Origin of the sequence: Dyella sp. 2YAF14, from assembly GCF_052114725.1 — a bacterium.
In the GTDB taxonomy this organism is placed as follows: Bacteria; Pseudomonadota; Gammaproteobacteria; order Xanthomonadales; family Rhodanobacteraceae; genus Dyella.
Genome location: NZ_JBFRFH010000013.1, coordinates 51,842 through 77,880, shown reverse-complemented (window position 1 = coordinate 77,880; position 26,039 = coordinate 51,842). Strand labels below are relative to the sequence as shown.

Sequence of the window (26,039 nt, the reverse complement as noted above, 5' to 3'; positions counted from 1 at the left end):
GATCATCGTCGTCTTTGGAATATCTGATTCGGACGACGTTTGATCGAAGCATAAATTATTGACCGTCGATTGCAAGCGTGCTACACAGCGACTTCGCTTTTTCTTACGGGGAAGTGGCAGGTGCAGACGGTGCGACCCATCTCGTCCTTGCGACGTCGGCGATATTCGCTGGCGACGGCGCTTGCCTGCCTGCTGCTCGCCGGTGTCGCATCGGCCGCCACCCAAGCCCCGGTGCAGCATGCCATTGCGCAGATCGATGCGGGACAATTCAGCGCGGCGGAAGCCGGTATCACCAGCGCACTGGCCCAGCCCGGGGTATCGCCGGAGGTGCGTGATGCACTGCAGTTCCAACGCGAACGCATGCGCCGCATCCGGCTCGATTTCACCTTCGATGCCGATGCCGCCAAGGCCAAGGTGCGCAAACAGATTCCCGACCTCACCGACGCGGAGTTCGCGCGCTGGGATCAGCAGGGCTTGCTCGAACATCAGGTGATCGACGGGCGCACGCTTTACTTCAAGCGTGCGCCGGGCAACCTGTTCCTGCTCAGCAAGGATGCTGCCGCACGGCGCACGCATCCGGCGCCGTCCAACGACGACCCGATGGAGACGCTCAACGATCACCATCGCGACGCGCGTCGCGAAGCGCTCGCTACGCATCGCAGCAGCGTCACGCCCAACCATGTGCGCGTCACCGAAACCGTCACCGTCAACGCCGATGCCGTGCCCGCCGGCGAGACGGTACGCGCCTGGCTGCCGTTTCCGCGCGAACTGCCGGGACAGCAGGAAGGCGTGCGCCTCGTCGACAGCCAGCCTGTCGGCGCTCAAGTGGCGCCGGCCAGCACGATGCAACGCACGGTCTATCTGGAGAAGCCGGCCGTCGCAGGCAAGCCGACCACGTTTGCCGTCACCTACGAGCTGACCATTTACGCGCAATACCACGACATCGATGCGTCCAAGGTGGTGCCGGCGAAGATCTCGCCCGAGCTTGCGCCCTTTGTCGCCGAGCGCGCGCCGCACATCGTCTTCACCGACGACCTGCGCGCGTTTTCGCGCAAGGCCGTGGGCAACGAGACCAACCCGTATCGCATCGCGCAGAAGTTGTTCGCTGCCGTGGACCAGATTCCCTGGGCCGGTGCGCGCGAATATTCGACCATCGGCAATATCAGCGATTACACCCTGCATGCCGGCCATGGCGATTGCGGGGAGCAGACCATGCTCTTGATCGCCCTGCTGCGCCTCAACGGCATCCCGGCGCGCTGGCAATCAGGCTTTATTTTCTCCGACGGCAAGTACAACAACATCCACGACTGGGGCCAGCTTTACCTCGCGCCCTATGGCTGGGTGCCGATGGACGTGACCTTCGGGCAGCTACATCCGGTGCCGGGCGACGACCTGGCCTTGCAGTGGTTCTATCTCGGCGGGCTGGACGCCTACCGCATCGCCTTCAACAGCGATTTCAGCCAGCCGCTGGTGCCAGCCAAGCAGTTCTTCCGGTCGGAGACGGTGGACTCGCAGCGCGGCGAACTGGAGTGGCGCGGCGGCAACTTGTACTTCGATCAATGGGACTACGACTTCACGTGGCAGCTGCTGCCGGCGACTGAGCGCGCCAGCAGATAAGCGGTCTTTACATCAACGACGACAGAACCGGGGGAGACGGGGAAATGGTCAGTCGTACTTTCCGCAGGACCATGCTGTGCATGGCGTTGGGCATGGGTCTGGCTTCGATGGCCACGCCTCCGGCATTTGCAGGCAATAACGACGGCACGGTGGTCGGTCACACCGAACCCGGCGCACTCGTCACCATCAGCAATCCGCAGACGGGTTTCACCCGCTCGGTGACAGCCGACGACAAGGGCAATTACCGCATCTCGTTCCTCGCCATCGGCGATTACACGCTGTCCGTGGCCAAGGACGGCAAGACCATCACGCAGTCCACGCCCGTCACCGTGACGCTGGGCAATGCCACCACCGTGAACCTGGGCGGCAACAACGCGACCAACCTGTCGGCAGTCAATGTCACCGGCACGTCGATCATCACCGCGGTGGACGTCACCTCAACCGAGTCGTCCACCAATATCTCGCGTGAAGAGCTGCGTCGCCTGCCGGTGGATCAGAACATCGCCGCCGTGGCGACACTCGCGCCAGGCGTGGTGAAGGGCGCATCGGCGTTTGGCGGCTTGTCTTTCAGCGGTTCGTCGGTGGCGGAGAACGCCATCTACGTCAACGGCCTCAACGTCACCGACTTCTACAACCGCAATGGCTATTCCGAGGCACCGTTCAACTTCTACCAGGAATTCCAGGTGAAGACCGGCGGCTACTCGGTGGAGTTCGGCCGCACCACCGGCGGCGTGATCAACGCAGTGGCGCGCTCGGGTTCCAACGATTTCCACGCGGGCGTGGAAATGACGATGGAACCGGGGGCGTGGCACGCGCAGGCAGAGGATCGCTACGACGCCAACGGCAATCGCTACCTCACGGCCAGCGAGGACCGCGATTCGCTGATGAAGACCAACATCTACGCGTCCGGCCCGATCGTGAAGGACAAGCTGTTTATCTTCGCCATGGTGGAACAGCGCGGCGACAACCCGCGCAACACCAACGACGAGGGCACCACCCTCACCAGCAACAGCTCCAGTCCCGACTTCTGGGGCACTACCATCGACTGGCACATCAACGACAGCAACCTGCTCTCGCTGATGGCGTTCTCGGACAAGAGCAAAAACGTCGGCACCGTCTACAACTACGACTACGACACGCACACCATCGGCGCCAAGACCAATACCATCTACACGGACACCGGCGGCAAGAACTGGTCGCTCACCTATACCAACTACCTCACCGACAACCTGTCGATGAAGGTGTTGTACGGAGAGAACAAGCGCGAATCGTTCAATCGCGCGCTCACCGACCTCGATTGCAACCACGTCGCCGCTGAAACCGCCGTTCCCAAGCCTGGCGTGCCGTTGGGTTGCACGACGAATACGGCGGTGGAGAAACGAAACGACAAGCGCAAGGAAGGCCGCGCCGACTTCGAATGGAAGCTGGAAGACCACCTGCTGCGTTTCGGCTACGACCACGAGGACGACGACTCTGTCTACAGTCGTCACTATCCGGGCCCCGGCGCGATCTACTACAACGTCTATGCGGCCACGCCCGGCTCGACCATCCCCAATCCCAACGGCGGCGGCGTGATTCCGCCGGGCTACAACGGCTATGTGCGCGCCCGCCGCTACGAGATCGCAGGCAATTTCGACACCACCAACAACGCCTTCTATCTGGAAGACAACTGGCAGGTGACGCCCAACCTGCTGCTCAACGCCGGCATCCGTCGCGATGGCTTCGACAATATGGACGCCGCTGGCCGCAGCTATATCAAGATGGACAATATGTGGGCGCCGCGCTTGGGCTTCTCGTGGGACGTGAAGGGCGACGGCACCACCAAACTCTATGGCAACCTGGGCCGCTACTACCTGCCGGTGGCCAACGTGATCAACATCAAGCAGGCCGGTGGCTTGCTCGATCAGCGCACGTATTACGCGTTTGGTGGCTGGCAGACGCTTACCGATGCCAACGGCAACCAGTACGCCATTCCCGTCCTCGGACCGCAGCTGGGCGGCGTGGACACGTCGCAGGGCGACGGCACCGTGCATGACCTGCGTTCGGAAGTGAACAAGGATATGCAGCAGGTCTACCAGGATGAGCTGATCATCGGCTTCCAGCAGATGCTCAATGACAAGTGGTCGTGGGGCGTGAACGGCACCTACCGCAAGCTGCACAATGCCATCGACGACATGGAGATCAGCGCCACCGGCAAGTGCGGTCCGGACGGCTACATCGGCTGGGTGATGGGCAATCCCGGCAAAAAGAACAAGGTGTGGGGCGACACCAACTGCGACGGCACGGCCGATGGTTGGGTCACCGTGGATACGTCCAAGGAAGGCTGGGCGATGTACGACGAGGATGGCAACTACCTGGGCCAGCGCGGCTGGGTGAATCCCAAGCGCACCTACACCGCGCTGGAATTCCAGCTGGATCGCGCCTGGGACAACAAGTGGTCGTTCAATGCGTCCTACGTGTTGTCGTGGAACCGCGGCAATGCGGAGGGCCCGGTGAACTCCGACACCAACTTCGACGACACCGGCCGCACCGAGAATTTCGATGATCCGTGGGTGAACTTCGGCGGCGACGGCTACCTGCCCAACGACCGTCGTCATCAGCTCAAGCTGCGCGGCACCTATGCCATCACGCCGAACTGGCAAGTGGCGGGCGACGCGAATATCGCTTCGGGTGGCCCCATCACCGGTTTCGGCGTCGGCAATCCGTATGACGCCACGGTGTACCACAGCTACTACATCTGCGTGGCCAACTGCGATGCGGCGCGTTCGGAAGACCGCGTGTACGAATCCTCGCCGCGCGGCAAATACGGCCGCATGCCGTGGACTTACACCCTTGGCGCCAGCATCACCTACTTGCGCCAGCTGGCCGACGTCGGCCAGCTGCGCGTGAAGTTCGCGGTCTACAACCTGCTCAACGAACAGCGCACCATCCAGGTGGACCAGGATCTGCAGACCACCATTTCCAACAGCACCAGTTCCACCTTCGAACAGCCCTTGCGTTTCCAGTCGCCTCGCTTTGCGCAGTTGACGGTGTCCGTGGACTTCTGACGAGTCCGTCCCCACCGGCAGCCTGCGTGATGCAGGCTGCCGTTTTTTTGCGACAGGCTCGCCCATGATGGACACGATCGCTTCACCCTGCGCCAAGCTCGACGGCGTCGACCTGCACGCGCTGGCGGACCGTTTAGGCACGCCGCTGTATGTCTATTCGGCCAGTGCGATCCGCGAACGCATCGCTTCCCTGCAGTCCGCCCTGCACGGCACCGACCACCTGATCTGTTTCGCGGTCAAGGCGAACCCCAACCGCGGTGTGCTCGCCTTGATGCATGGGCAGGGCATCGGCGCGGATATCGTCTCGGCCGGCGAGCTGTGGCGTGCGCGGCAAGCGGGCATACCCCCAGAGCACATCGTGTTTTCCGGCGTGGGCAAGACCGAGGCGGAGATCGCCGAAGCTTTGGAGGTCGGCGTCCTGCGTTTCAATGTGGAATCACACGACGAGCTGCTGGCCTTGCAGCGCGTGGCGCTGGCTCTGGGCATCAAGGCTCGTGCCGCCGTACGCATCAATCCCGACGTGGATGCGCTCACCCACGCCAAGATCTCCACGGGCCGCGCCGAGAACAAGTTCGGCGTGAGCATCGAAGAGGCTCGGCGCTGGTTTGCCAAACGCGATGAACTCAGCCATGTGCAACTCGATGGCCTGCATGTGCATATCGGATCGCAGATCCTCCAGCTGGAGCCATTTCGACAAGCCTTGCAGCGCGTGGCGGCTTTCTGGCGCGAACTGGTGGCGCAGGGGCATGCGATCAACAGCATCGACGTGGGTGGTGGCCTGGGCGTTTGCTATCGCGAAGGCCACGATCACCCGATCGATGCAGCTGCCTATATCGAGATGGTACGCGAAGCCCTGGCCGGCTTTGAAGGACGCCTGCTGTTCGAACCCGGCCGCTATCTGGTGGGCGAGGCCGGCCTGCTGCTGACGCGCGTGATCCGCCTCAAGCAGGGCGACGAGCGTACCTTCCTGGTGTTGGACGCCGCCATGAACGACTTGGCCCGGCCCAGCCTGTACGATGCATGGCACGACATCGCGCCGGTAGCCGGGGACGCACGCTCGATGACTTCTTACGACATCGTGGGACCGGTATGCGAAACCGGCGACACCTTTGCCAGGGCACGCGCCCTGCCCGCCTGCGTTCCCGGCGACCTGTTGATGATAGGCACCGCCGGCGCTTACGGCGCCTCGATGGCCTCGACCTATAACTCGCGCCCGCTCGCTGCCGAAGTGATGGTGGATGCGGGCCGCTACGCTGTCGTGCGACAACGCCAAAGCTTTGAAGACATGGTCGCCGGCGAGCAGCCGGCCAAACACTGGGAAACCGCATGAAGACTCTCGGCTTACTCGGCGGCGCCATCGCGCTTGCAATCACGCTGGCCAGCGCTCCCGCCCGGGCGCAGCAGGATCCGCCGATCACGCTCGACACGCACGTGGACATTCCCTTCGGGTATATGCACGAGGCGCGCTTCGACTTCGGCAAGTCGACGCCGATGCAGGTGGACCTGGACAAGATGCGCCGCGGCGGCCTGGACGCCGTGTTCTTCATCGTCTACGTGGACCAGGGCCCGCTGACGCCGGCCGGTTACGCGCATGCCGTGGCCCAGGCCAAGCGCAAGTACGACGCTATCGACCTGATGCTGAAAACGTATCCGGATCAGATCCGTCTTGCCACCACGCCGGAGCAGGTGCGTGCCAACAAGGCCGCGGGCAAGCTGTCGGCGATGATAGGCGTGGAGAACGGCTACTCGCTCGGCCACGACATCAGGAACCTCGACCTGGCCTATAAGCGCGGCGCGCGTTACGTCGGCCTCGCCCATATGGGCAACAACGACCTGTGCAGCAGCTCCACGCCGCAAGCGGACCTCGGCGACACCCCGCTGCCGGAATACGGCATCACCGATTTCGGCCGCAGCGTGGTCAAGCGCGAGAACGAGCTGGGCATCATGGTCGACGTGTCGCACTCCTCCGACGCCTGCGTGCGCGAGGTGCTCGCCTTGTCCACCGCGCCGGTGATCGCCTCGCATTCGTCCTCGCGCGCGCTGATCAACCATCCGCGCAACCTGTCGGACGATCTGCTGCGCGCCATCGCTGCCAAGGGCGGCGTGATCCAGGCGGTGGCGGTGGGCGAGTTCATCAAGCTTGATCCGGGTCGCGAGATGGCCGTCAAAGCGCTGCAGGCGCAAGTGGCCAAGCAGGCTGGTGCCAAGACTTTCGACAGCGAGAAGCACGAATACCTGCCCGCCTATATCGACGGCATGAAGCGCATCGATGCGGCCTTCCCGCCCGCAACAGTTGATGAGTACGTCGCGCACATCAAGCATATGGTTGAGGTGGCTGGCATCGATCACGTCGGCATCGCCTCGGACTTCGACGGTGGCGGCAGTCTCGCCGGCTGGTCGGATGCCACGCAGACGCGCAATCTCACGGCGGCGCTGCGCCGCGCCGGCTTCAGCGATGCGGACATCGCCAAGATCTGGGGCGGTAACTTGCTGCGTGTGTGGGACGAGGTGACCAAGCACGCTACGGCAGGTCATGCGGGCTGAGCGAATACTGCGGCGGTGGGCGGTGGCGATCGGGCTTGCCGTCGCCGCCAGCGTCGCCACGGCAGCCGACGCGCCGTCCGCGGCCCAGCTCGATCCCATCGTCGATGCAGTGATGGCGCGTTATCACCTGGCCGGCCTGGCCGTCGGCGTGATCGACCACGGCGAGGTGATTTACACACGCACGCTTGGCGAACGCGTGGCCGGCTCCGGCCAGCCGGTCACGCCCGATACGCTGTTCAAGATCGCCTCCAACAGCAAGGCGATGACCGCCACCCTGCTCGCTCGACTCGTACAAGAAGGCAAGCTGCGTTGGGATGCACCGGTGCGCAGCTACCTGCCTGATTTCCGCATGGCCGATCCCTGGGTCACCGAGCATATGCAGGTGGGCGATCTGCTCACCCATCGCAGCGGGCTGCGCGAGGGTGCCGGTGATCTGATGCTGTGGCCGGAACCCAACGACTTTACGCGCAAGGACATCGTGCATGCGCTGGCGTATCTCAAGCCGGCCTACAGTTTTCGCGCGGGCTACGCCTACGACAACCTGCTCTACGTCGTCGCCGGCGAAGTGGCCGCAGCCGCGGGTCATGATCGTTACGACGCCTTGCTGCGCCGCGAAGTGTTCCAGCCGCTCGGCCTCACACGTTGCCAGATTGGCGCATGGGGGCGGGACGCCGTGGGCAACGTCGCCCAGCCGCACATGCGCGGGCATGATCGCAACATCGTGATCAACGCCGACGACGTGGAGATTCCCGACATCACCTCGGCCGCTGCCGGTGGCGTGCGCTGCAGCCTTGCAGACATGCTGGTGTGGGCGCGCAACTGGGTCGCACCGACACCGCAGCAGCTGCAATGGCTGACGCCCGAACAGCGCCAGATCCTGTGGACGCCCTACACACCGATGCCGATCTCGGCCCGGCGTCGCGCCTGGGATGGCACGCGTCTGTATGCCTATGGTTATGGCTGGCGCATTGCCGACGTCGATGGCGTGCACACGGTGTCGCATACCGGCACGCTGTCCGGTATGTATTCGGCCATGACCTTGCTGCCCGATCGCCAGGCCGGTTTTGTCGTGCTGATGAACAGCGAGGCGGAGGATGCACGCACGGTGTTGGTCGAGGCGTTGACCAAACAGTTCACGTCGCCCGCCAATGCGCACGATGTCAGCTGGTACGCCGACCAACTCGATCGCGCAGCGGCTGCCTCCCGCAAAGGGGCTACGCCGCCCACCTCACAACCAGCCAGAGCGGATGAACTGCGCAGCCGGTGGGGTCAGTGGCGTGACCCATGGTTCGGCGCGATCACCTTGTGCCCGCAAGGCAAGGCACTGCGTTTCGCCGCAGTCAAGTCGCCGCGACTGACGGGCACGGTGATGCGCGCCGGCCAGCGTTACCTGGTGCACTGGGATCACGGGGACGCCGACGCATGGCTAAGTTTCCCCGCCGACAACCACGGCAGCCTGCACATGAGCAAGGTCGATCCCTCTGCGGACTTCAGCTACGACTTCGAAGATCTCGCCTTTCATCGGGAGCACGGTTGTGACTAAGCGCCCACGCTTTATGCCCGGAGTCGCGCTGCTTGCGCTCGTCGCACTCGCGCATGCCGACGGTGCACCCAGGCTGTCGCCGGCAACCACGGCGGCACAAGCGGGCCTGGTCGATATCCGTCGACTCGCGCCCGATATCGCCGAGGACATCAAGTACGCCGGCAGCGACAATTTCGTCGGCAAACCCGTGGATGGTTACCTCGCGCCCAAGTGCCTGCTGCTCAAGCCCGCCGCCGAAGCGCTGGCACGCGTGGAGCACGACCTGCATGCGCAGCACCAGCGACTCAAGCTGTTTGACTGCTATCGCCCCGCGCGAGCCGTGCAGCATTTCGTGCGCTGGGCCGGCGAACTCAACGACCAGCGGACCAAGGCCACGCACTATCCGAAACTGGACAAGAGCGCGCTGCTGGGTGACTACATTGCACCGGTCTCCGGCCATAGCCGCGGCGCCACGGTGGATCTCACGCTGATGCAATGCGATGTCACCGACAGTCACTGCGCGCCGCTCGATATGGGTACCGATTTCGACTACTTCGGCACGCTGGCCAACACCGATTCACCGGAAGCCAATGCCGCGCAGCACGCCAACCGCGAGATCCTGAAGCGCGCGATGGAACGAGAAGGTTTCCGCAATTATGCGATGGAGTGGTGGCACTACACGCTGAGCCCCGAGCCCTCGCCCGACACCGTCTACGACGTGCCGGTGCAATGACCGTCCCGCCAATGACGAGGCCAGCCCTGATGCGCCAGTGGGTTTTCATGTGTGTCGCCGTTCTGCTCTGCTCCGGCGTGGTGCACGCGAGCGAGGTCGACGACTTGATGTCCCGCTACCAGGGCAACGGACCGGGTGCATCCCTGCTGGTGATCAAGGACGGCAAACCCTTGGTCAACCGCGGCTACGGCCTGGCCAACCTCGAGACACACGAGGCCGCCACGCCAGCTACCAATTATCGACTCGCCTCGGTCAGCAAGCAGTTCACGGCGGCGGCAATCCTGCTGCTGGCCGAACGCGGAAAACTCAGCCTGGACGATCATGTTCGTCACTGGCTACCGGAGCTTCCAGCCGCGCATGAGCAGATCACCATCCGGCAATTGCTCAGTCACGCCGGCGGCCTGATCGATTACGAAGATCTGATGCCCGCCGATGCCACCGCGCAGATCAGCGATGCCGACGTGCTGCGCATGCTTGCCGCGGAGCCACGCAGTTATTTTCCGCCGGGCACGGCGTATCGCTACAGCAATGGCGGCTACGTGCTGCTGGGCTTGATCGTTGAACGCGCATCGGGAAAGTCCTTGCCCGATTTCCTCGCGCAGAATATCTTCCGGCCGCTGGGTATGACGCACACGTTGCTTTACGTGCGCGGCGGCCCTCAGGTGACGCATCGCGCCTACGGTTACAGCGAAGAGAACGGGCACTGGGTGCAAACCGACCAGAGCCCCACCAGCGCGACACGCGGCGATGGCGGCATCTACTCCTCCATCGACGATCTCGCGCGCTGGGATGCCGCGCTCTACGACCATCGCCTGCTGTCCGATGCATCGCGTCGTCTTGCCTTCAGTCCCCAGAACAAAATCAACGACGAGCCCGATGTGGACAGTTACGGCTACGGCTGGCGCATCCACGGCGACGTGCTCTGGCATTCGGGCGAGAGCATCGGCTTTCGCAACGTCATCATTCGCTGGCCGAAGCAGCACGTGACGGTGATCCTGCTCAGCAACCGCAACGATCCGGAACCCTATCGCACGGCGCTCGCCATCGGGCAGCTGTACCTGAAGCCTTGAATCAGGTGACGCTGCGCCACGGGTGGTAACCCGGCAAACGGTGGGTGTCCTGACTCGCCATAAGGACGCGGGTGGCGCCACCGCCGCGCGTGGCTTCGCGTTCGGCCAGCAGCGTGGCCAATTCCAGCGCATTGACCAGCACGCAACGCCGACCGACGGGCGAGCCGTCGCGCAACACACGCCAGCCCTCGCCCTGTTGGCGTGCGACCAGATATTCGATGATGGGGGCGTCCATGAAGAAACTCCGCGCCAGGCTCGCGCCTGCACTGTGGGTCGGGATTTCTACACGTTAGCCAGCACGCATCCGGCAAAACATCGGAATAATCCGAAAATGCCGGGGAGCCGGAGAGAATCCGGCTCCCTCAGGCAATCGCCGGTCAGTTGGCGGCGATGCCAGCCTGCTGCAGGGGCACGCAGGCATCGCCCGCGCACTCGATCTGCACGTCGCTGGACGCCGGACACTGCGATCGGAACATTGCCTTGCTCCCGTCGACCATCACCACATGGATGGCGCGATCGCATTGACGAGAGGCCGCCACGTTCTGCGCGGCGTTGAACATGCTCTTGCTCACGCGACCGTCGAGGCTGGCCAGTCCATCGGCCGTGGGCGTGGCATACGTCGCGCCCGGCGTCGCGTTGACGCTCGGATAGGTCGAGGCCAGCGCATACGCCGAGGGCAGCACGATGGTGAGCTTGTCCGGATAGTGATGCGAGGCGCCGTCCGAGAAATCGATGGCCAGGCCGACGATGCCACCAATGATCAGGTTGCCCCACACCATGCCGCGGATGCTGGCGTCGTAGGACTGCTGCGCGATCTGCTTGCCGTCCTGCTGGCAGGTCACGCTGAGATCGTGCGACGAGCGATGGACCACCGCCGTACCCGGCGTCGTCACGCGCACCTGGCCGGTGCCATTGCTCAGCGTGCAATCGGCATGGATGCTCTGGTTTGCCGCACGCGCATCCACTTCCACCTTCTGATAGCGGCCACCCACGATCGACGCGCACGCCGATACGCTCAAGGCGCACGCCATCACGACGGCCTTCTTCCCTAAATGCTTCATGTCATTCCCCTGACTTGGTCCCGCGCATTCCCAGACATCCCCCCTTGGACGTCCGTAGCGCTGGTTGAAACAGGTGGCGGTGATGCGCATCGCGTTCGTATTGCACGAACGCACTGTCAGACGACAGTTCGACGCAAGACAGTCAGCCCCCGTGACTGCGTCGCGCATTTTTATCGAAGACGCGAATAAAAAACGAGGGGTTCGATATCTAACTTATGGCCGAGGCAGCGTCGGCGCAGCGAAGGCAATAACTTGCGATGTATAGGTTTCGACCACCAGGCTGAAGGGGCGATTGGCCTGATCGAACAACAGCGCACGGTGTTCGAGCACATGCGGCGGCATCACCAGTGAGGTGTTGTTCGCAGGCGGCAGCGTGGGCTTGCTTTCCCAGCCTTCGGGCAGCGGCGACCACAGCAATTGCGCGGACAAGGTCTGCCGGCGGAAGTGCAAGGCTTGCACCACCTTGCCGAACGGCGTGTCGGTGCTGTCGAGCTCGTGATTCATCGCATCGGTGAGGCGCGAGGGCACGTACCAGTTGTCTGCTTCGGACAGCACATGCTCGCCGCAGGCCAGTTGCACGCGGCGATAGCGCACGGGTTCGTCCGCGCCGATCTGCAGCTGGTCGCGCGCATCGGGCGGCAGCGGCTTGTCTTCGCCCTGCACGCGTTCGGCAACGATCTTGGCCACCGGCGCGAGCTGATGCGCGGCGCACCAGCGCTCCAGCGTGAGCGTGGCGCTGGGATGGCTGAGCAACTCGGCATTGAACGACTGCAGCAGCGCCAGCGCCTCGAGCCGCGAGGTGGCATCGTCGCGCCAGACCGGCGGCGTGCCGACCTCGCGCGCATGCAGCGGCGCCACCAGCAGGCTGCTGCCCAGTCCCAGCGCACACGACCAGGCCGCTCCGCGTCGTAGACGGCGCATGCTCAGAGACCCTTGGCTGCCTGGGCCACGGCGCGAAACAGCGCGCGGCCCTTGCTCATGGTTTCTTCCCACTCCGATGCCGGATCGGAGTCGTACACGATGCCCGCGCCAGCCTGGACGTGTAGACGTCCATCCTGGATCACGGCCGTGCGGATCGCGATGGCGGTATCCGCATCGCCCCACCAGCCGATCCAGCCGATCGCACCGGCATAGATATTGCGCTTATACGGCTCCAGCTCCTGGATGATTTCCAGCGCGCGGATCTTGGGCGCGCCACTGAGCGTGCCGGCCGGGAAGGTCGCCTTGAGCACATCCATATAGCCGACATCGGGACGCACGCTGCCCTGCACCTGCGACACGATATGCATCACGTGCGAGTAGCGCTCGACCACGAACGATTCGCTCACTTCCACGCTGCCGGTTTCGCTGATGCGGCCGATGTCGTTGCGGCCCAGGTCGATCAGCATCACGTGCTCGGCGCGTTCTTTCGGATCAGCCAACAGTTCGGCTTCCAGTGCCTGGTCTTCTTCCTCGGTGGCGCCGCGCTTGCGCGTACCCGCGAGCGGACGCACGACCACCTTGCCATCCTTCAGGCGAGCGAGGATCTCCGGCGAGGAACCGACGATCTGCGTGTTGCCCAGATCGACGAAGTACATGTACGGCGAAGGATTGAGCGCACGCAGTGCGCGATACACATCGACCGGTCGCGCATTGAATCCCACGCTCAGTCGCTGCGACGGCACCACCTGGAAAATATCACCGGCGCGGATGTACTCCTTCGCGCGCTCCACCATCGCTTCGAACTCCTCCTTGGTGAAGGAGGATTTGAAGTCGCCCTCGTCCAGCGCGGTGCTCTGGTTGAGCTGGGGGTAGGACACGCCGCTCTGGCGCAGGCGATAGACCAGCGCATCGAGCCGGCGCTGTGCCGCCGCATACGCATGCGGCTGCGAGGGGTCGGCATGCACGATCAGGTACAGGCGGCCCTTGAGGTTGTCGAACACGGCGACTTCTTCGGCCAGCATCAGCAGCACGTCGGGCGTGCCCAGTTCGTCCGGGCGATCCCATTGAGCGAGGCGAGGCTCGATATAGCCGATCGTCTCGAAACCGAAGTAGCCCACCAGGCCGCCGGTGAAGGCGGGCAGTTGCGGCAGGCGCGGCACGTCGTATTGCTTGCGCAGGGTTTCGATCTCGCCCAGCGGATCGGCCACATGGCGACGCTCGGTCACTTCGCCGGCGTCCTCCACTTCCAGCTCGTGGCCGCGAAAGCGGTACACGCGCCTGGCAGGCAGGCCGATGATGGAATAGCGCCCCCAGGTGGCGCCGCCCTCGACCGATTCGAACAGGAAGGTATACGGGCCATCGGCCAGCTTCAGGTACACGGACAGTGGCGTGTCGAGGTCGGAAAACACCTCGCGCACCAGCGGGATACGGGTATGACCCTGCGCTGCCAGCGCGTCGAAATCGTCTCGGGATATCACGTGGGGATCCGGATGGCCAAGCTTGAACGGCCATTGTAGGGGTAGCGAGGCGGGGAACCGAAGCATCCCTTCACGATCTCCCCGTGCACTTGGGCCCACGTGCCGCTTGTTCAGCCGCGCCAGCACGCCTAACCTTGCGGTATCGGTGCACATGGCTGCATCCGCAGGGGAAATCGATGGGTATGGACCAACGTTGCCTGGTACTTTCCGGTCGCCTGCTCGATGGGCAGGACCCTACCGCCGTGCACGAACGCATGGCTGCCGCCTTTGGGATGGAGATGGCGGGCTTCCGCGAACGCGTTTTCTCGCGGGCGCCCTTGATCATTCGCCGCGGCCTTGAGCCCGATGCTGCCGAGGCACAAGCGGCGCAACTGCGCGGCATGGGCGTGGAAGCGGACGTATGGCCCGACGGCGAACGGCTGATCTGGCTGCGCCGTGACCAGCAGGTACGTGGCCCGCTGCCCGAGGGTGCGCTGGCCCGCTATGCGCAAGAAGGCGACCAGTGGTGCCATGACGGCGGACAGAGCTGGTTCGCCTGGACGCCCGCATCGACCAGCGCGGAGCCGCCTCCGCTGCCTGCGCAGGAAGCTGCGATCCAATCCGATGTGCCGCCGTCGACCGAACCGTTGAGCGAGCCACTGCTGCTGGATGCCGAGCACAGCTATACCGCTCAGGAACCGCCGCCCCTGCCCACCGCTGCGACGCCGGCGCCGGTCCGCAAGCCTTTTTCCACCGCAGCGGTCTTTGCCGCCCTGTTCGCTTTGCTGGCACTGCTGTGGCATCCGCTTTCGCCGGTCGCGTTGTTGCTGGCGCTGTGCACTCTGGTCTATTTGTTTCAGCGCCCCCTGCTGCGCGGCCGCGCAGTGGCGGTCGTGGCCGTGCTGGTCAGCGTCGGCGCGCTCGCGCTATGGATGCACAAGCCAGCGGCCACCCTGGCGTCGCAGCCTTATGTGCCGCGACCGCTGGAGCCTTTGTCGAAAAGCGCACCGGCCACCGTGGCCAGCAATCAATGCATGGCCAAGACCGCCGCGCCCAAGAACGACGAAGACCGCTTCCTGCTCACCGGCCAGCGCCTGCTCACCGGTCGCGCCCAGCGCAAGGGCGACACCTATGTGGCAGAAGCGGCCGTCTCGGTGGACGATCAATGCCAACCCAACGCATTGCAGCTCTATGTCTTCCACAACGGCGTCTTCATCGGCACGGCGCTGGACACGGCCACGCGCCTGGCCAATACCAAGCTGACCGATTTCGACTTGGTGGATGACCAGCACCTGCGCGTGACGCTCGCCCAGTGCACCGACAAGCCGGCCAGCTGCGCGGCCACGACGGTGCGGCAGATCGCGGTAATGCCGGGTGGTGGTGGGTGGACGTTGGGGGAGATGAAATAGCGCGAGGTTGTTCGATCTCGATGACCTGGCGGATCCCTCACCCTCTGTGGGAGCGCACCCTGTGCGCGACGGCCACCGACAGAGCGTCGCGCACAGGGTGCGCTCCCACAGGGGTCGTTTGCTTCGCTTCAGAGCCTTTGCCGCGGCATTCCATGCAGCTGCAGCGTAAACGCCACGCCGCTGCCGTCCTCCAGGTTGCGCGCCACCGCCACGCCACCGTGGCGCTCGGCGACCAGGCGCACCACATAAAGGCCCAGCCCCAGGTGCGGCGCATCGCCGGGCGTCGCCTTGTCGCGCAGACTCACCAGCGAATCGAACAGGCGGCCCTGCATCGCTGCCGGCAGCGGCGGCCCTTGATTGGCGAGCTCGATCTCGGCGCCATCGTGGGTGGCGCGCAGGGTGAGGCGCAGCCAACCATCTTCCGGCGTGAATGACAGCGCGTTGTCGAACAATTTGTCCAAGGCCTGCGCGATCAATTCAGGTGCGCAATGCATGAACAGAGCGTCGTGCGGCAACACCGCCTGCATCCTGCGCGTGCCTGCAAGGGGACGGTAGGCCTCGCTGCAGCCGCGCACGACTTCGACCAGGTCCACGTCTTCCGGTTCGGCCGCGGCAATGGAGCGCTCCATCCGGCTGGCTTCGCTCATCGCGCGCACCAGCATGCCCAGGCGTGCCACGCCATCGCGCGCGCGCTGAAGGTAGGGCGCGGCATCAGGCGGCATCGCGTGTTCGGCTTGCAAGGCGTGCTCGAGGTTGTCCAGCGAGGACTTCACGATCGCCAGCGGTGTATTCAATTCGTGGGAAAGTTTGGAAGCGAGCGTGCGCAGGTAGTCGGTGTAGCCACCCACCACCTCGAACAAGCGCTCGAAGCTGCGCGCCAGATCGCCGATCTCGTCTTCCGAGGAGGTCATCGGGAATGGGCCGTCCAGACGTCCATCGTTCAACTGCGCACGCTCGGCGGCGTCGCGCAGACGGCCAAGGCGAATGCTCAGGCGCGTGGCGAAGATCAGCAGGATCGCGCCCGCCACCAGCAGCACGCCAAAGCTGGTCAGCAACAGGCCAAGCAGTGCGCGGTTGGCGAGCAAGGGCACCGCGCGGCTGGCCTGCTCCAGCAGCAGCACGCCGCGCACCTGACCATCGCGTTCGATCGGCACGGCGGCCGCGAGCACCACACTGCCGCGGGCTTCGCCTTGTCGCCACAGCGTGGCCGGCTTGCCCAGGCTTGCTTCGTGCACCTCGCTCACATCCAGCCGCGGCACGTCCTGCGTCCACAACTCCGCGTCGTCCACCTGATTGGCGAGCAGGGAGCGATACACCAGCGAGGCAAACCAGCCCGGCTGATCGCCCGGCGCCGATGCAGGGGTGGCGAGGCGGCCGGTCTGCGCGAGCAGCCAGCCCTGGGGCGCGAGCACGCGCGCTTGCACGCCATCGAGCGCCAGCAGGCCCAATTCCTTCGATAGCGCGCTGGAGTAAGTCACCAGCGGTCGGCTCTGCACGGCCGCGGGATCGCCGCCGGTGGCCGGATCGAACACGGCCAGCCCCAGGGCATCCAGCCCGGGACTGCGCGGCACGCGCAATTCCACCCGATAACCGCCGCCGTCTTCCTGCCATTGCGCGGTGATGCGCGTGGGCAGGCCATCGACCGGCGGATCCAGCGGGCGCGCGGTCAGCTGTCCCGGCGCCGCGCTGGCGAGCAGGTAGCGACGCGATTGCTCGCCCTTGCCCAGGCTCAGCACCAGATGATCGGCGCGCAAGGCGGTGGGATCGTCCGCATCGGCACGCGTGCGCTGCGCACCGCGCACATCGGCATACAGATAGAGCCAGTCGGCATCTTCGGCCAGCAGCAGCTTGCCGCGCTTGTCCAGCGGCTGGCTCCACGGCGTGAGCGGCGCCCAGTCGTCGCCGTAGCCGTCGATGGTGATGGGATTGCTCGCCTCCTGCACGTACCACACGGGACCTGCCGGCGGCAGCGGCGCATCGGTGACGACCAGGCTGCGCGCCATGGCGCGCGCCGAAGCGGTAAGCGCCTGCGCCTGCCCCTCGCGCAACAGGGTTTCCATCTGGCGCACGTACAACCAGCCGGCCACCGGCAGGGCCAGCGTGCAGAGGGCGACCAGCAGCAGTTTGTGGCGAAGGTTCATGGCGCGACGATACTGAAAACGCCGCTCAATGCTGCGTCTTGGCAGCACCCTGCCCGGCCGACGCTTGCCTGGTGTATTGCGACAGCCCGGCCACGTGACGGAACAAGGCGAGCAGGTCCGCCTTCTGTGCATCGTCATGCGCCAGCGTCAGCGACCAGCTGAAGCGGATGCCGCTGGCCAGACCGGGATCGCAGAACACCACCGCATCGTCCTTGTGGTCGCTGCCTTCGAACAGCACGCCGCGGCAGTTCACCGTCTTGTTGTCGACGGCGAACACGCTCGCCTTGCCGGCCGGATCGCGTTCCAGATAGCGATGCCTGTCGTCCTGCAATTCGGCCTCGAGCGAGGAGAGCTTGGCGTTCCAGACGTTGAGCACGATCACGCGCTCGGGCTCGCCGGTCCATTCGCCCTTGTACATCACCAGGTTCACGCCGATCGCCTTGGCGTACAGGCAGCAGTCCTGCGTCCAGCCGTCAGGCGTGGACGCCCGAATCGTCCAGCCGGGAACGTCCCCATCCGCTGCGCCCGATACGCTCGCCACCTTGTCTGCAGGCGCGGCCTGCGCAATGGATACCAGCAGCAACCACAGCAGCCCCCAACACCAGCGCTTCATCACGGCTTCCATCGATAACCCACGCCATGCACCGTCTCGATGGCGTCGAACTCCGGCGCCACGGCGATGAACTTCTTGCGGATGCGCTTGATGTGCGAGGTGATGGTGGCGTCGTCCACCACCAACTCGGCCTCACGCATCAGCTGGTCGCGATTCTTCACGTGGCCGGGGAAACGCACCAGCGTGTGCACCATCCAGAACTCGGTGACCGTGAGCGGGATCTCTTCGTGGTTCCAGGTGATGCGCATGCGCTCGGACTCGAGCTTGAGCGGGCCGTGCTCGATCACCGTCTCGCTGCTGGCCGGCACCTTGAGCGATTCGATGCGGCGGAACAGCGCCGCGATGCGCGCCGCCAGCTGGTGCAGGCTGGTGTCCTTGCTCAGATAGTCGTCCGCGCCCAGGCGCAGGCCGGAGATCACGTCGAAATCCGAATCGCGCGCGGTGAGGAAGATGATCGGCAGCGTGGCCGACTTGGCGCGCAGCTCGCGGCACAGGTCAAAGCCGCCTTCGGGCTCGTCGCCTAGGCCGATGTCGATGATGACCAGCTCGGGCAGGCGCATCGCGAACGCGCTGGAGGCTTCCTGCCGCGAGCCGTAGCCACGCGTCTCATAGCCGAAGCGGTTGAGCGCTTCGACGTAATTCGCGCGGATCAGCGGCTCGTCTTCGACGATGGCGATACTGCGGCCCATGCTTCACTCCTGAGGATTCCCTGGCAACGCCGCGCAGCGTGAAGCCTGGGCCCAGGCCGCGCAAGCCATCGCCACGCAATGCCCGCGTTTCGCCATGTTGGGCCGGCTGGCCGCCACAGAAGGTGGGACCGGCGTCACGATCGGGCGTGGCCGCCCGAGGCCGGGCCGATCTTGCCCGCGTTTTGCCATATCCGGGTCCCGCCCTATGCCCTTGCCGGCCGCCCAATGGGCTCGTCCTTGCAGGAGTCCAGTGATGCGTCCCACCGATCAAGCCCATGTCGATCCCAACGCCGAATTGCGGGGTTTTGAGCCGCTTCGCGTGATCTTGGCACTCGGTGGGCTATTACTAGGGCTGGTCATGAGCCTGCACTGAGGAGACCCGCTATGAGCAGCGACTTCGACCTGAACGACCCCTTCTTTTCCTTACCCGTGGAAGCCATGGAAGCGGCTGGTGCGCATGGAAGCGCGCCGGCCGCCGGGGCGGACGAACCCGACCCCGACTGGCAACCCATGTAACCACCGTGTTCCCATCCTAGGCACGTTCCTTCCCCGCCCACCGGCGGGGATTTTTTTCTAGCGTTAACAAAGCGCTATCGAAAGATGATGACGTCTCGACGGGAACCAAATCGCAAAAACCCGGTCAGAAGTTCTGACGGTCGCGGATTCTTGCCGTGGATCAGCGGCCGTTGTGTGGTCTCCTCACACGTCGTTCCGACGAAACTTCTCCCGGCGTTAACAGCGCCGGGATTTTTCTGTCCGGAACCGCTGATCAGCCGCGCACGGCGGCCAGCTGCTGATGCATGGCCGCGATCACGGCCTGGTAGTCCGGCGCGTTGAAGATGGCCGAGCCGGCCACGAAGGTATCCGCGCCCGCCGCCGAAATCTCGCCGATATTTGCCGCTGTTACACCGCCATCGATTTCCAGGCGGATCGGCCGGCCGCTTTCATCGATGCGACGGCGCACTTCACGCAGCTTGTCCAGCGCAGAGGGGATGAACTTCTGTCCGCCAAAGCCCGGGTTCACCGACATCAGCAGGATCAGGTCGAGCTTGTCCATCACATAGTCGAGCCAGTCCAGCGAGGTGGCCGGGTTGAACACCAGGCCTGCCTGGCAGCCGGAATCCTTGATCAGGCCCAGGGTGCGATCCACATGCTCGCTCGCTTCCGGATGGAAGCTGATCACGCTTGCGCCGGCCTCGGCGAAGTCCGGCACGATGCGATCGACCGGCTTCACCATCAGGTGCACGTCGATCGGCGCGGTGATGCCGTAGTCGCGCAGCGCCTTGAGCACCATCGGACCCATGGTGAGGTTGGGTACGTAGTGGTTGTCCATCACGTCGAAGTGCACCCAGTCCGCGCCAGCGGCCAGCGCCTTGGCGGTGTCCTCGCCCAGCCGGGCGAAGTCGGCGGAGAGGATGGAGGGGGCGATGACGTTGGTTTGCTTGCTCATATTCGGTTTCCTGTAGGAGCGCACCTTGTGCGCGACCTGAGGTGTCGTGATGGTCTGCGGTCGCGCACAGGGTGCGCTCCTACAGGTCACGGCAGAGTTTATTTGAACCCGCGCTCGGCCTTGATCCGCTCGTAGGCGGCATTGATCTCGCTGGCGCGCGATTCGGCTTGTTTGCGCATCGTCTCGGGCAGGTCGCCCAGGCGGTCGGGGTGGTGTTCGGAAATCAGCTTGCGATAGGCGCGCTTCACCGCCCGGTCGTCGACGTCGCGGGCGATGCCGAGCACGGTGTACGGATCGGGGCCATTGGTGTTGCGCTGAGGCGGCACGTAGCCGCCGTTGCCGCGCTGGCCATAACCGCGCGAGCCGCCGCTGGCGTTCCAGGCGTAGCCCTTCATCGCCATCAGCGCCATCAGCTCCATGTCGCTCACGCGCAGCGCGAAGGCGAGCTGGCGCAGGATGGCCATTTTTTCCGGCGGCGGATTGCCTTCGGCAATCACCGTCTCGATCACCACGTCCAGCACCGGGAAGGCGTGGTCGCGGCGCAGGCCCACCCAGCGGCGCAATTCCTCGATGGCCGGCGTCACGTTGAACTCCGGCTGCTTGCCGGCGTTGAACGCGGTGACGGCCTGCTTGCGTGCGTCCTGTTCAAGACCCATGCGCTGCATCAGGCGCTCGGCGACGGCGATTTCCGCCTCCGACACGCGGCCATCGGATTTGGCCACGGCACCCAGCAAGGCGAACAGCGGGCTGATGTAACCGCCGGCCTGGGGCGTGGCGCGACGGCGCTGGCCCTGGCGCAGGCTGTCGATGATGAAACCGGTGATGCCGCCCACCACGGCGCCGGGCAGCCCGTGGCCGAAGATCAGTCCGAATAGGGCGAGCCAGATGGTCCAGGTGAAATTCATGGGTTGCCTTGGGTGGGCGACGGCGTTTGCGCGCTGTACCAGCGCGCCAGTTCATCGAGGTCGGCATCGCTCATGGGGCCGATCGCCGCCCGCATCAACGGCACGTTGCGGCGACCGTCGCGGTATTGCTTGAGCGCTTCGCGCAGGTAATCGAGCTTCTGCCCGGCGAGATTGGGTGCACCCGGAATCTGCGCCATGCCGGTTTCGCCATGGCAGGCGGCGCACAGGCCCAGGCGCGCTGGCCTGGCCGGCGCGGCGGCCTGCGCCGAGGCCACGGCAACCCACGCCAACAGGGCGAATGGGAGGTGCCGGAGCAAACGCCGACGGTGGCTGGGCGGCTGGACCATGACAAAGACCCGGGCTCAAAAAGCGCCCAGTCTAGCAGCCGCTCCTAGGCCTGCCGGGAGGGACCTGAGGTCGCAACACCTCGCGCCCTGGCGTCACCCGGTAGAATGGCGGGCTTGATCGCGACCCGTCCGGGGTCGTACCGCCGATTTTCCGGCCTGCCATGCCAGGTCGGCCTTCTCAGGAGCGAACGACGTGCCCACCACCCTGCTGCAATCGAATCTTCCGGGCCTTGAGCTGATCCATCGCGGCAAGGTGCGCGACGTTTATGCGCTGCCTGGGAACCGGTTGTTGATCGTGGCGAGCGACCGCCTGTCGGCGTTCGACGTGGTGCTGCCCGATCCGATTCCGGGCAAGGGCGAAATGCTCACGCAGATTTCCAACTTCTGGTTCGCCAAGACCGCGCACCTGGTGCCCAACCACCTGCTCGACGTGCCGCTGGCCGACGTGCTGCCCGCCGGCACCGATCTGAAACTGTACGAGAAGCGCGCCGTGGTCACGCGCCGCCTGAAGCCGGTGCCGGTGGAAGCGATTGCGCGCGGCTACATCATCGGCTCGGGCTGGAAGGACTATCAGGCCACCGGCTCGCTGTGCGGCATCAAGCTGCCGGCCGGGCTCAAGCAGGCGCAGCAGCTGCCGGAGCCGATCTTCACCCCGTCGACCAAGGCCGCCGTGGGCGACCACGATGAGAACGTGAGCTTCGATGCGGTAGTCGCCGCCGTCGGCCCCGAGCTGGCCGAGCAGGTGCGCGAGGCGACGCTTTCCATCTACAAGTGGGCGGCGGCGTATGCGGCCGAGCGCGGCATCATTATCGCCGACACCAAGTTCGAATTCGGCAGCGACGAGACCGGCAAGCTCTACGTGATGGACGAGATGCTCACGCCCGACTCCTCGCGCTTCTGGCCCGCCGAGTCCTATCAGGTGGGCATCAGCCCGCCCAGCTACGACAAGCAGTTCGTGCGCGACTACCTGGAAACGCTGGACTGGAACAAGACCGCGCCCGGCCCGAACGTGCCCGCCGATGTCATCGCGGCCACCTCGGCCAAGTACGCCGAAGCGCTGCAGCGCCTGGCCAATATCACCGTCGATTGATCGGCGGCGATTGATCGCACCGGGTGGATTGCGCGCGAGGGCGTGCTAGCGTTCCGTCGACAGCTGGACTCGGCCACTCCTATGCGGCGTGGCCGATATCCCATCTTTTTCCATGAGCGGGGGGCTCAACGATGGCAGCAACCGATTCGACGCAAGGCATGCAAGGCTGGCTCGACAGTTACAGCAGCGATCATCAAAACCCGACCAACCGCTTGCTGCACTGGATCTGCGTGCCGCCGATCCTGTGGTGCGCGATCGCCATGATGTGGACCATCCCGGTGCCGCCGATGATCGGCCGCCCCGGCTTCTGGTCCGTGCTTGCCCTGGTGCTGGCGTTTACCTGGTACTGGAAGAAGTCCCGCCGCCTCGCAGCCGCCCTGTTCGTGGTGCTGGTGCTGCTATGCCTGCTCACCGAGTTCGCCTATCGCACGCTGGGTGCGCACAACTTGCTGCTTACCGGTATCGGCGTGTTCGTGGTGGCGTGGATCGGGCAGTTCATTGGACACGCGATTGAAGGCCGCAGGCCGAGCTTCTTTACCGACTTGGCGTATCTGCTGGTGGGGCCGGCTTGGTTGATGGATAAGTTGTTGCGGCGCGTGGGTATCTAAGGCGCCCGCCCCTACCCGTCATTCCGGCGCAGGCCGGAATGACGAACAAAAGAACCAGGAACACTGCATGACCACCCTGCTTACCCTAATCAGCACCCTGCTTTGGTGGGTGCTCTACAGCAGCATCGGCGCGTTGTTCTTCGCGATACTCGCGTGGTCGGTGCTGCGCTGGGTGGAGCGTTGTCCGGTGGTGTTCAACCGTACGTATCTGGCGTGCCTGGTCTGGAATCTGATCGGCCTGCTGATCGTGGCCGGCGTGGCCATCCATGAAGGTCACACCAAACCGCCGTACGCACTGCTGCTCGCCTCACCGCTACTGCGTGGGGCGCTGGTGGTGGACATGATCGTCGGCGTGTTTGTGCTGTGGCGACTGATTCCACGCATCGATGCGCATCGCATCCGGCCAGCGAGTGCGTGTATGGCGGTGGCTGTTGTGATGGCAGTGGCGTTTGGGGCGGCGACCAGCCTCGCCTGATCTCGTCTCGCGCCTGCCCTTCTTGTGTAGGAGCGCACTTGTGCGCGACACCAGTCCGCGAGGAACAACCCTGCGCCGCGGTCGCGCACGAGTGCGCTCCTACAAGGGTAACGCCGGTTGTCAGTAACCGGTCTTGCGATTCGCCGCGCGCACCGCTTCGACAAAATGCGTGAACGGCCGGTCGGTGATCGCCACCAGGCCGATGTGCGCGTTCTCGCCATCGAGCACGCGGCCGGTGACCGGCTGGTCGACATACTGGAACCAGTGCACGCCCACGATGGACGGATTGGCCACCGCGTCGGCGACGTAGTGCGCGTACGCCTCGCCGCGCTGCTGCTCGTTCCACACCGGTACCACGCCCTTGCCGAACGGACCGCGGTCGTCGGAGCCGAAATGGAACTCGGTGATCAAGGCAGGCTTGTCGAGCTTGGCGAACGCCGCTGCGTCAAACGCATGCTCGGGTAGATCGGCGTAGCCGTTGAAACTCACAACGTCGCAGAACTGCGCGCATGACGCCACCGCTTCGGGCGTGTGCACGGCAAAGCGTCCGCCCAGGAACAGGTGATGCGGATCGTGCTTGTGGATGGCCTGCGAGACGGTGCGGAAATACTGATCCGCGTACGTGCGCAGCCACGCGCTGTAATCGTCGGCGATGGCGGCATGCGCCTCGTCCGGATGGGGCGCCGCGAAGTTGGTGGCGTTGAGCGCATCCCATGAATCCAGCGAGATACCCCAGGCCGCCGCCAGTTTCGCCGGCGTGCCGTACTTCTTCTTCAACTCCGCGATGAAAGCCTGCTTGGCCGGGCTGCGCGCTTCGCCGCGCAGCGTGCCCTGCGCCAGACCCCAACGTCCCTGCGGACCCTGGCCCGCCCAGGCCAGTTCGTTGTCGGCGAAATAGCCGAGCATCCACGGGTCGTCACGCACTTCCTTGGCCGCCTGCGCCGCGGCGGCATCGGCCGCCTGCGCAAAGCGCGGGTCGAACGGATCAGGCATGCGGCCCCAGTAGTCGTAGCCGCTGGAGACATTGCCGAACACGCCGGCGATATTCACCGAACGCGTATACGCCATGCGGTGCATCTGGCTCAGCGCGTCGTCGCTCCAGTTGCCCAAGGTGTTGAAGCCCCAGTTGTCGAGGCGCTCGATGGTGCGCGTGCGCCACGCCTGCCGCCAATGCCGGCCATCGGCCAGGAACAGGTTGGCCGAGTAGTAATCGAACCACTTGCCCTGGTGATAGGCGATGCCCGCCGACGCCCCCTGGTCGCCGCCGGTCTTGCCGGTGGTGCCGTAGAACGGCGCCCAGCGGCCGCTGTCGCGCGGCAGATCCCTGAACATGAATTCGCGGCCTTCGATGATCGTGCGGCCGCCGTCGTCGTCAACCACGTTCACGCCCAGCGAGAAGAACGCATGCCCCTCCGGCGTCACCAGCTGCCAGCGACCATCATGCTGCTCGGTACGGAACCAGCCGGTGGCTTTGAACGCGGGCACATCCGTGCGACCGCCATAGCGGTCGAAACCCTTGCGCGGCGCCGGCGCCTCGACCGTCGCGCCCGGCTTGCTCTTGGGACGACCGCCGCGCAATACCTCATCGGTATCGACCTTGCCCGGCCACTGGCCGCGCGTGTACTGGCCCCAGGCGTCGACGATGCCGGTATAGGCATCGCGAAGATCATGATCGCCGCGCGACGTCTCGAGCTTGCCGAACATCAAGGTCTGCGCCGCGGTCGGTGCCGGTATGCCCAGGCGCACGGCCTTCACATGCGCCAGATCCAGCGTGCCTTCCACCGTGGTCGCCACGAAGACGCGCTTGCCGCCAGCCATATAAGGCATGGGCGGAGCGGCCTGCATGCCCATCGCGCGCGGCGAGGTGGCGTGCAGCGGTATCACCAGCGTCTGCGGCGCACCGGCGGGAATGCCAACGGTGGTGTGCAGATGCTCGCCCTGCTTGGCGCCATCGATGTCGACGGTGAGCGTCACCGCCCACTGCATCGCATTCTGCATGTCTACGCGCAGCGAGCCTTCCTTCGACCAGTCGCCCTTGTCCAGCATCACCGTGACCTGCGGCTGCGCCGCCGGCTGGAATACATAGCGCTGCAAGGACATGCCCTGCACCGTGACCGGCTTGCCGTCGAGCACGACGTGATCGAGCGTGGTCTGCGGCGACGGCGGCGCGGGCGTGGCTACCGGTGCAGCGGGAGCGCTCGCCGCAGGAGCAGGCTTGGCGGCGGCATGACTGAGATCGGCCCGGTCGGTGTCGCTTGCCTTATGGCAACCCGCAAGCACCGGCAGGCACGCGATGGCAAGGAAAACGATCCGGTTCATCGGCGGCTCGGTGCAGGGAAA

At 65.0% G+C, this 26,039-nt stretch carries 23 protein-coding genes; 12 read left to right on the top strand and 11 right to left on the bottom strand.

Features of this window, described 5'->3' with window-relative positions:
- Positions 1-120 precede the first annotated feature (120 nt).
- The 7 genes from AB4Y82_RS16915 to AB4Y82_RS16885 all read left to right on the top strand — a co-directional run bounded on the left by AB4Y82_RS16915 (position 121) and on the right by AB4Y82_RS16885 (position 10,533).
- Positions 121-1,617, top strand: a complete 1,497-nt coding sequence (locus tag AB4Y82_RS16915; protein ID WP_441605420.1) for a transglutaminase-like domain-containing protein — start codon at positions 121-123, stop codon at positions 1,615-1,617.
- Positions 1,618-1,661: 44 nt separating this feature from the next.
- Positions 1,662-4,664, top strand: coding sequence for a TonB-dependent receptor (locus tag AB4Y82_RS16910; protein WP_441611508.1), 3,003 nt, complete (start codon positions 1,662-1,664; stop codon positions 4,662-4,664).
- A 64-nt stretch (positions 4,665-4,728) separates the two neighbouring features.
- Positions 4,729-5,994, top strand: a complete 1,266-nt coding sequence (lysA, locus tag AB4Y82_RS16905) for a diaminopimelate decarboxylase (RefSeq protein ID WP_441611507.1) — start codon at positions 4,729-4,731, stop codon at positions 5,992-5,994.
- On the top strand, positions 5,991-7,208 hold the full coding sequence (locus tag AB4Y82_RS16900; RefSeq protein WP_441611505.1) for a dipeptidase: 1,218 nt from the start codon (positions 5,991-5,993) through the stop codon (positions 7,206-7,208). Before lysA ends, AB4Y82_RS16900 begins: the two co-directional genes overlap by 4 nt.
- Complete coding sequence (locus tag AB4Y82_RS16895; RefSeq protein WP_441605416.1) at positions 7,198-8,751, top strand: serine hydrolase; 1,554 nt, start codon at positions 7,198-7,200, stop codon at positions 8,749-8,751. The genes AB4Y82_RS16900 and AB4Y82_RS16895 overlap by 11 nt, the downstream gene beginning before the upstream one ends.
- Positions 8,752-8,764: 13 nt before the next feature.
- Entirely contained in the window at positions 8,765-9,463 is a 699-nt protein-coding gene (locus tag AB4Y82_RS16890) for a M15 family metallopeptidase (RefSeq protein ID WP_441605429.1), read from the top strand.
- 47 nt (positions 9,464-9,510) lie between these two features.
- Positions 9,511-10,533 (top strand): serine hydrolase domain-containing protein, encoded by a 1,023-nt coding sequence (locus AB4Y82_RS16885; RefSeq protein ID WP_441605428.1) that lies wholly within the window; start codon positions 9,511-9,513, stop codon positions 10,531-10,533.
- 1 nt (position 10,534) lies between these two features.
- Here AB4Y82_RS16885 and AB4Y82_RS16880 read toward each other — a convergent pair whose 3' ends face one another.
- The 4 genes from AB4Y82_RS16880 to trpE all read right to left on the bottom strand — a co-directional run bounded on the left by AB4Y82_RS16880 (position 10,535) and on the right by trpE (position 13,993).
- Positions 10,535-10,768, bottom strand: a complete 234-nt coding sequence (locus tag AB4Y82_RS16880) for a hypothetical protein (RefSeq protein WP_441605415.1) — start codon at positions 10,766-10,768, stop codon at positions 10,535-10,537.
- Between the two features lie 142 nt (positions 10,769-10,910).
- Positions 10,911-11,594 carry a hypothetical protein gene (locus tag AB4Y82_RS16875; RefSeq protein WP_441605414.1) on the bottom strand — a complete coding sequence of 228 codons (684 nt, stop codon included), beginning with the start codon at positions 11,592-11,594 and terminating at the stop codon, positions 10,911-10,913.
- A 213-nt stretch (positions 11,595-11,807) separates the two neighbouring features.
- Entirely contained in the window at positions 11,808-12,515 is a 708-nt protein-coding gene (locus AB4Y82_RS16870; protein WP_441605413.1) for a hypothetical protein, read from the bottom strand.
- 2 nt (positions 12,516-12,517) lie between these two features.
- Complete coding sequence (trpE, locus tag AB4Y82_RS16865) at positions 12,518-13,993, bottom strand: anthranilate synthase component I (protein ID WP_441605412.1); 1,476 nt, start codon at positions 13,991-13,993, stop codon at positions 12,518-12,520.
- 182 nt (positions 13,994-14,175) lie between these two features.
- Here trpE and AB4Y82_RS16860 point away from each other — a divergent pair, with 182 nt between their 5' ends.
- Entirely contained in the window at positions 14,176-15,381 is a 1,206-nt protein-coding gene (locus AB4Y82_RS16860; RefSeq protein WP_441611503.1) for a hypothetical protein, read from the top strand.
- A 128-nt stretch (positions 15,382-15,509) separates the two neighbouring features.
- Here AB4Y82_RS16860 and AB4Y82_RS16855 read toward each other — a convergent pair whose 3' ends face one another.
- From AB4Y82_RS16855 to pdsR, 3 genes are read right to left on the bottom strand one after another with little or no spacing between them, the layout of a single operon-like run.
- Positions 15,510-17,522, bottom strand: a complete 2,013-nt coding sequence (locus AB4Y82_RS16855; protein ID WP_441605410.1) for an ATP-binding protein — start codon at positions 17,520-17,522, stop codon at positions 15,510-15,512.
- Positions 17,523-17,547: 25 nt separating this feature from the next.
- Positions 17,548-18,135, bottom strand: coding sequence for a hypothetical protein (locus AB4Y82_RS16850; protein ID WP_441605409.1), 588 nt, complete (start codon positions 18,133-18,135; stop codon positions 17,548-17,550).
- The gene (pdsR, locus tag AB4Y82_RS16845) at positions 18,135-18,824 is read right to left on the bottom strand and encodes a proteobacterial dedicated sortase system response regulator (protein WP_046972653.1); all 690 of its coding nucleotides are present in this window, start codon (positions 18,822-18,824) and stop codon (positions 18,135-18,137) included. Before pdsR ends, AB4Y82_RS16850 begins: the two co-directional genes overlap by 1 nt.
- 384 nt (positions 18,825-19,208) lie before the next feature.
- Between pdsR and AB4Y82_RS16840 the strand changes: the two genes are divergently transcribed.
- Entirely contained in the window at positions 19,209-19,340 is a 132-nt protein-coding gene (locus AB4Y82_RS16840) for a hypothetical protein (RefSeq protein WP_441605408.1), read from the top strand.
- Positions 19,341-19,593: 253 nt separating this feature from the next.
- Here the strand turns inward: AB4Y82_RS16840 and rpe are convergent, their stop codons facing one another.
- From rpe to AB4Y82_RS16825, 3 genes are all read right to left on the bottom strand, one after another.
- Entirely contained in the window at positions 19,594-20,274 is a 681-nt protein-coding gene (gene rpe / locus AB4Y82_RS16835) for a ribulose-phosphate 3-epimerase (RefSeq protein WP_441605407.1), read from the bottom strand.
- Positions 20,275-20,372: 98 nt separating this feature from the next.
- A complete protein-coding gene (gene djlA / locus AB4Y82_RS16830) occupies positions 20,373-21,179 on the bottom strand; it encodes a co-chaperone DjlA (protein WP_441605406.1) in 807 nt (268 codons plus the stop codon).
- On the bottom strand, positions 21,176-21,526 hold the full coding sequence (locus tag AB4Y82_RS16825) for a c-type cytochrome (protein WP_441611501.1): 351 nt from the start codon (positions 21,524-21,526) through the stop codon (positions 21,176-21,178). Before AB4Y82_RS16825 ends, djlA begins: the two co-directional genes overlap by 4 nt.
- 193 nt (positions 21,527-21,719) lie before the next feature.
- Between AB4Y82_RS16825 and AB4Y82_RS16820 the strand changes: the two genes are divergently transcribed.
- The 3 genes from AB4Y82_RS16820 (at position 21,720) to AB4Y82_RS16810 (ending at position 23,699) form a co-directional block, all read left to right on the top strand.
- Complete coding sequence (locus tag AB4Y82_RS16820; RefSeq protein WP_441605404.1) at positions 21,720-22,616, top strand: phosphoribosylaminoimidazolesuccinocarboxamide synthase; 897 nt, start codon at positions 21,720-21,722, stop codon at positions 22,614-22,616.
- Between the two features lie 131 nt (positions 22,617-22,747).
- A complete protein-coding gene (locus AB4Y82_RS16815; protein ID WP_441611499.1) occupies positions 22,748-23,224 on the top strand; it encodes an Mpo1 family 2-hydroxy fatty acid dioxygenase in 477 nt (158 codons plus the stop codon).
- Positions 23,225-23,291: 67 nt separating this feature from the next.
- Positions 23,292-23,699 (top strand): hypothetical protein, encoded by a 408-nt coding sequence (locus tag AB4Y82_RS16810; protein WP_441605402.1) that lies wholly within the window; start codon positions 23,292-23,294, stop codon positions 23,697-23,699.
- A 120-nt stretch (positions 23,700-23,819) separates the two neighbouring features.
- Here the strand turns inward: AB4Y82_RS16810 and AB4Y82_RS16805 are convergent, their stop codons facing one another.
- On the bottom strand, positions 23,820-26,018 hold the full coding sequence (locus AB4Y82_RS16805; protein WP_441605401.1) for a beta-agarase: 2,199 nt from the start codon (positions 26,016-26,018) through the stop codon (positions 23,820-23,822).
- Between the last annotated feature and the right edge of the window lie 21 nt (positions 26,019-26,039).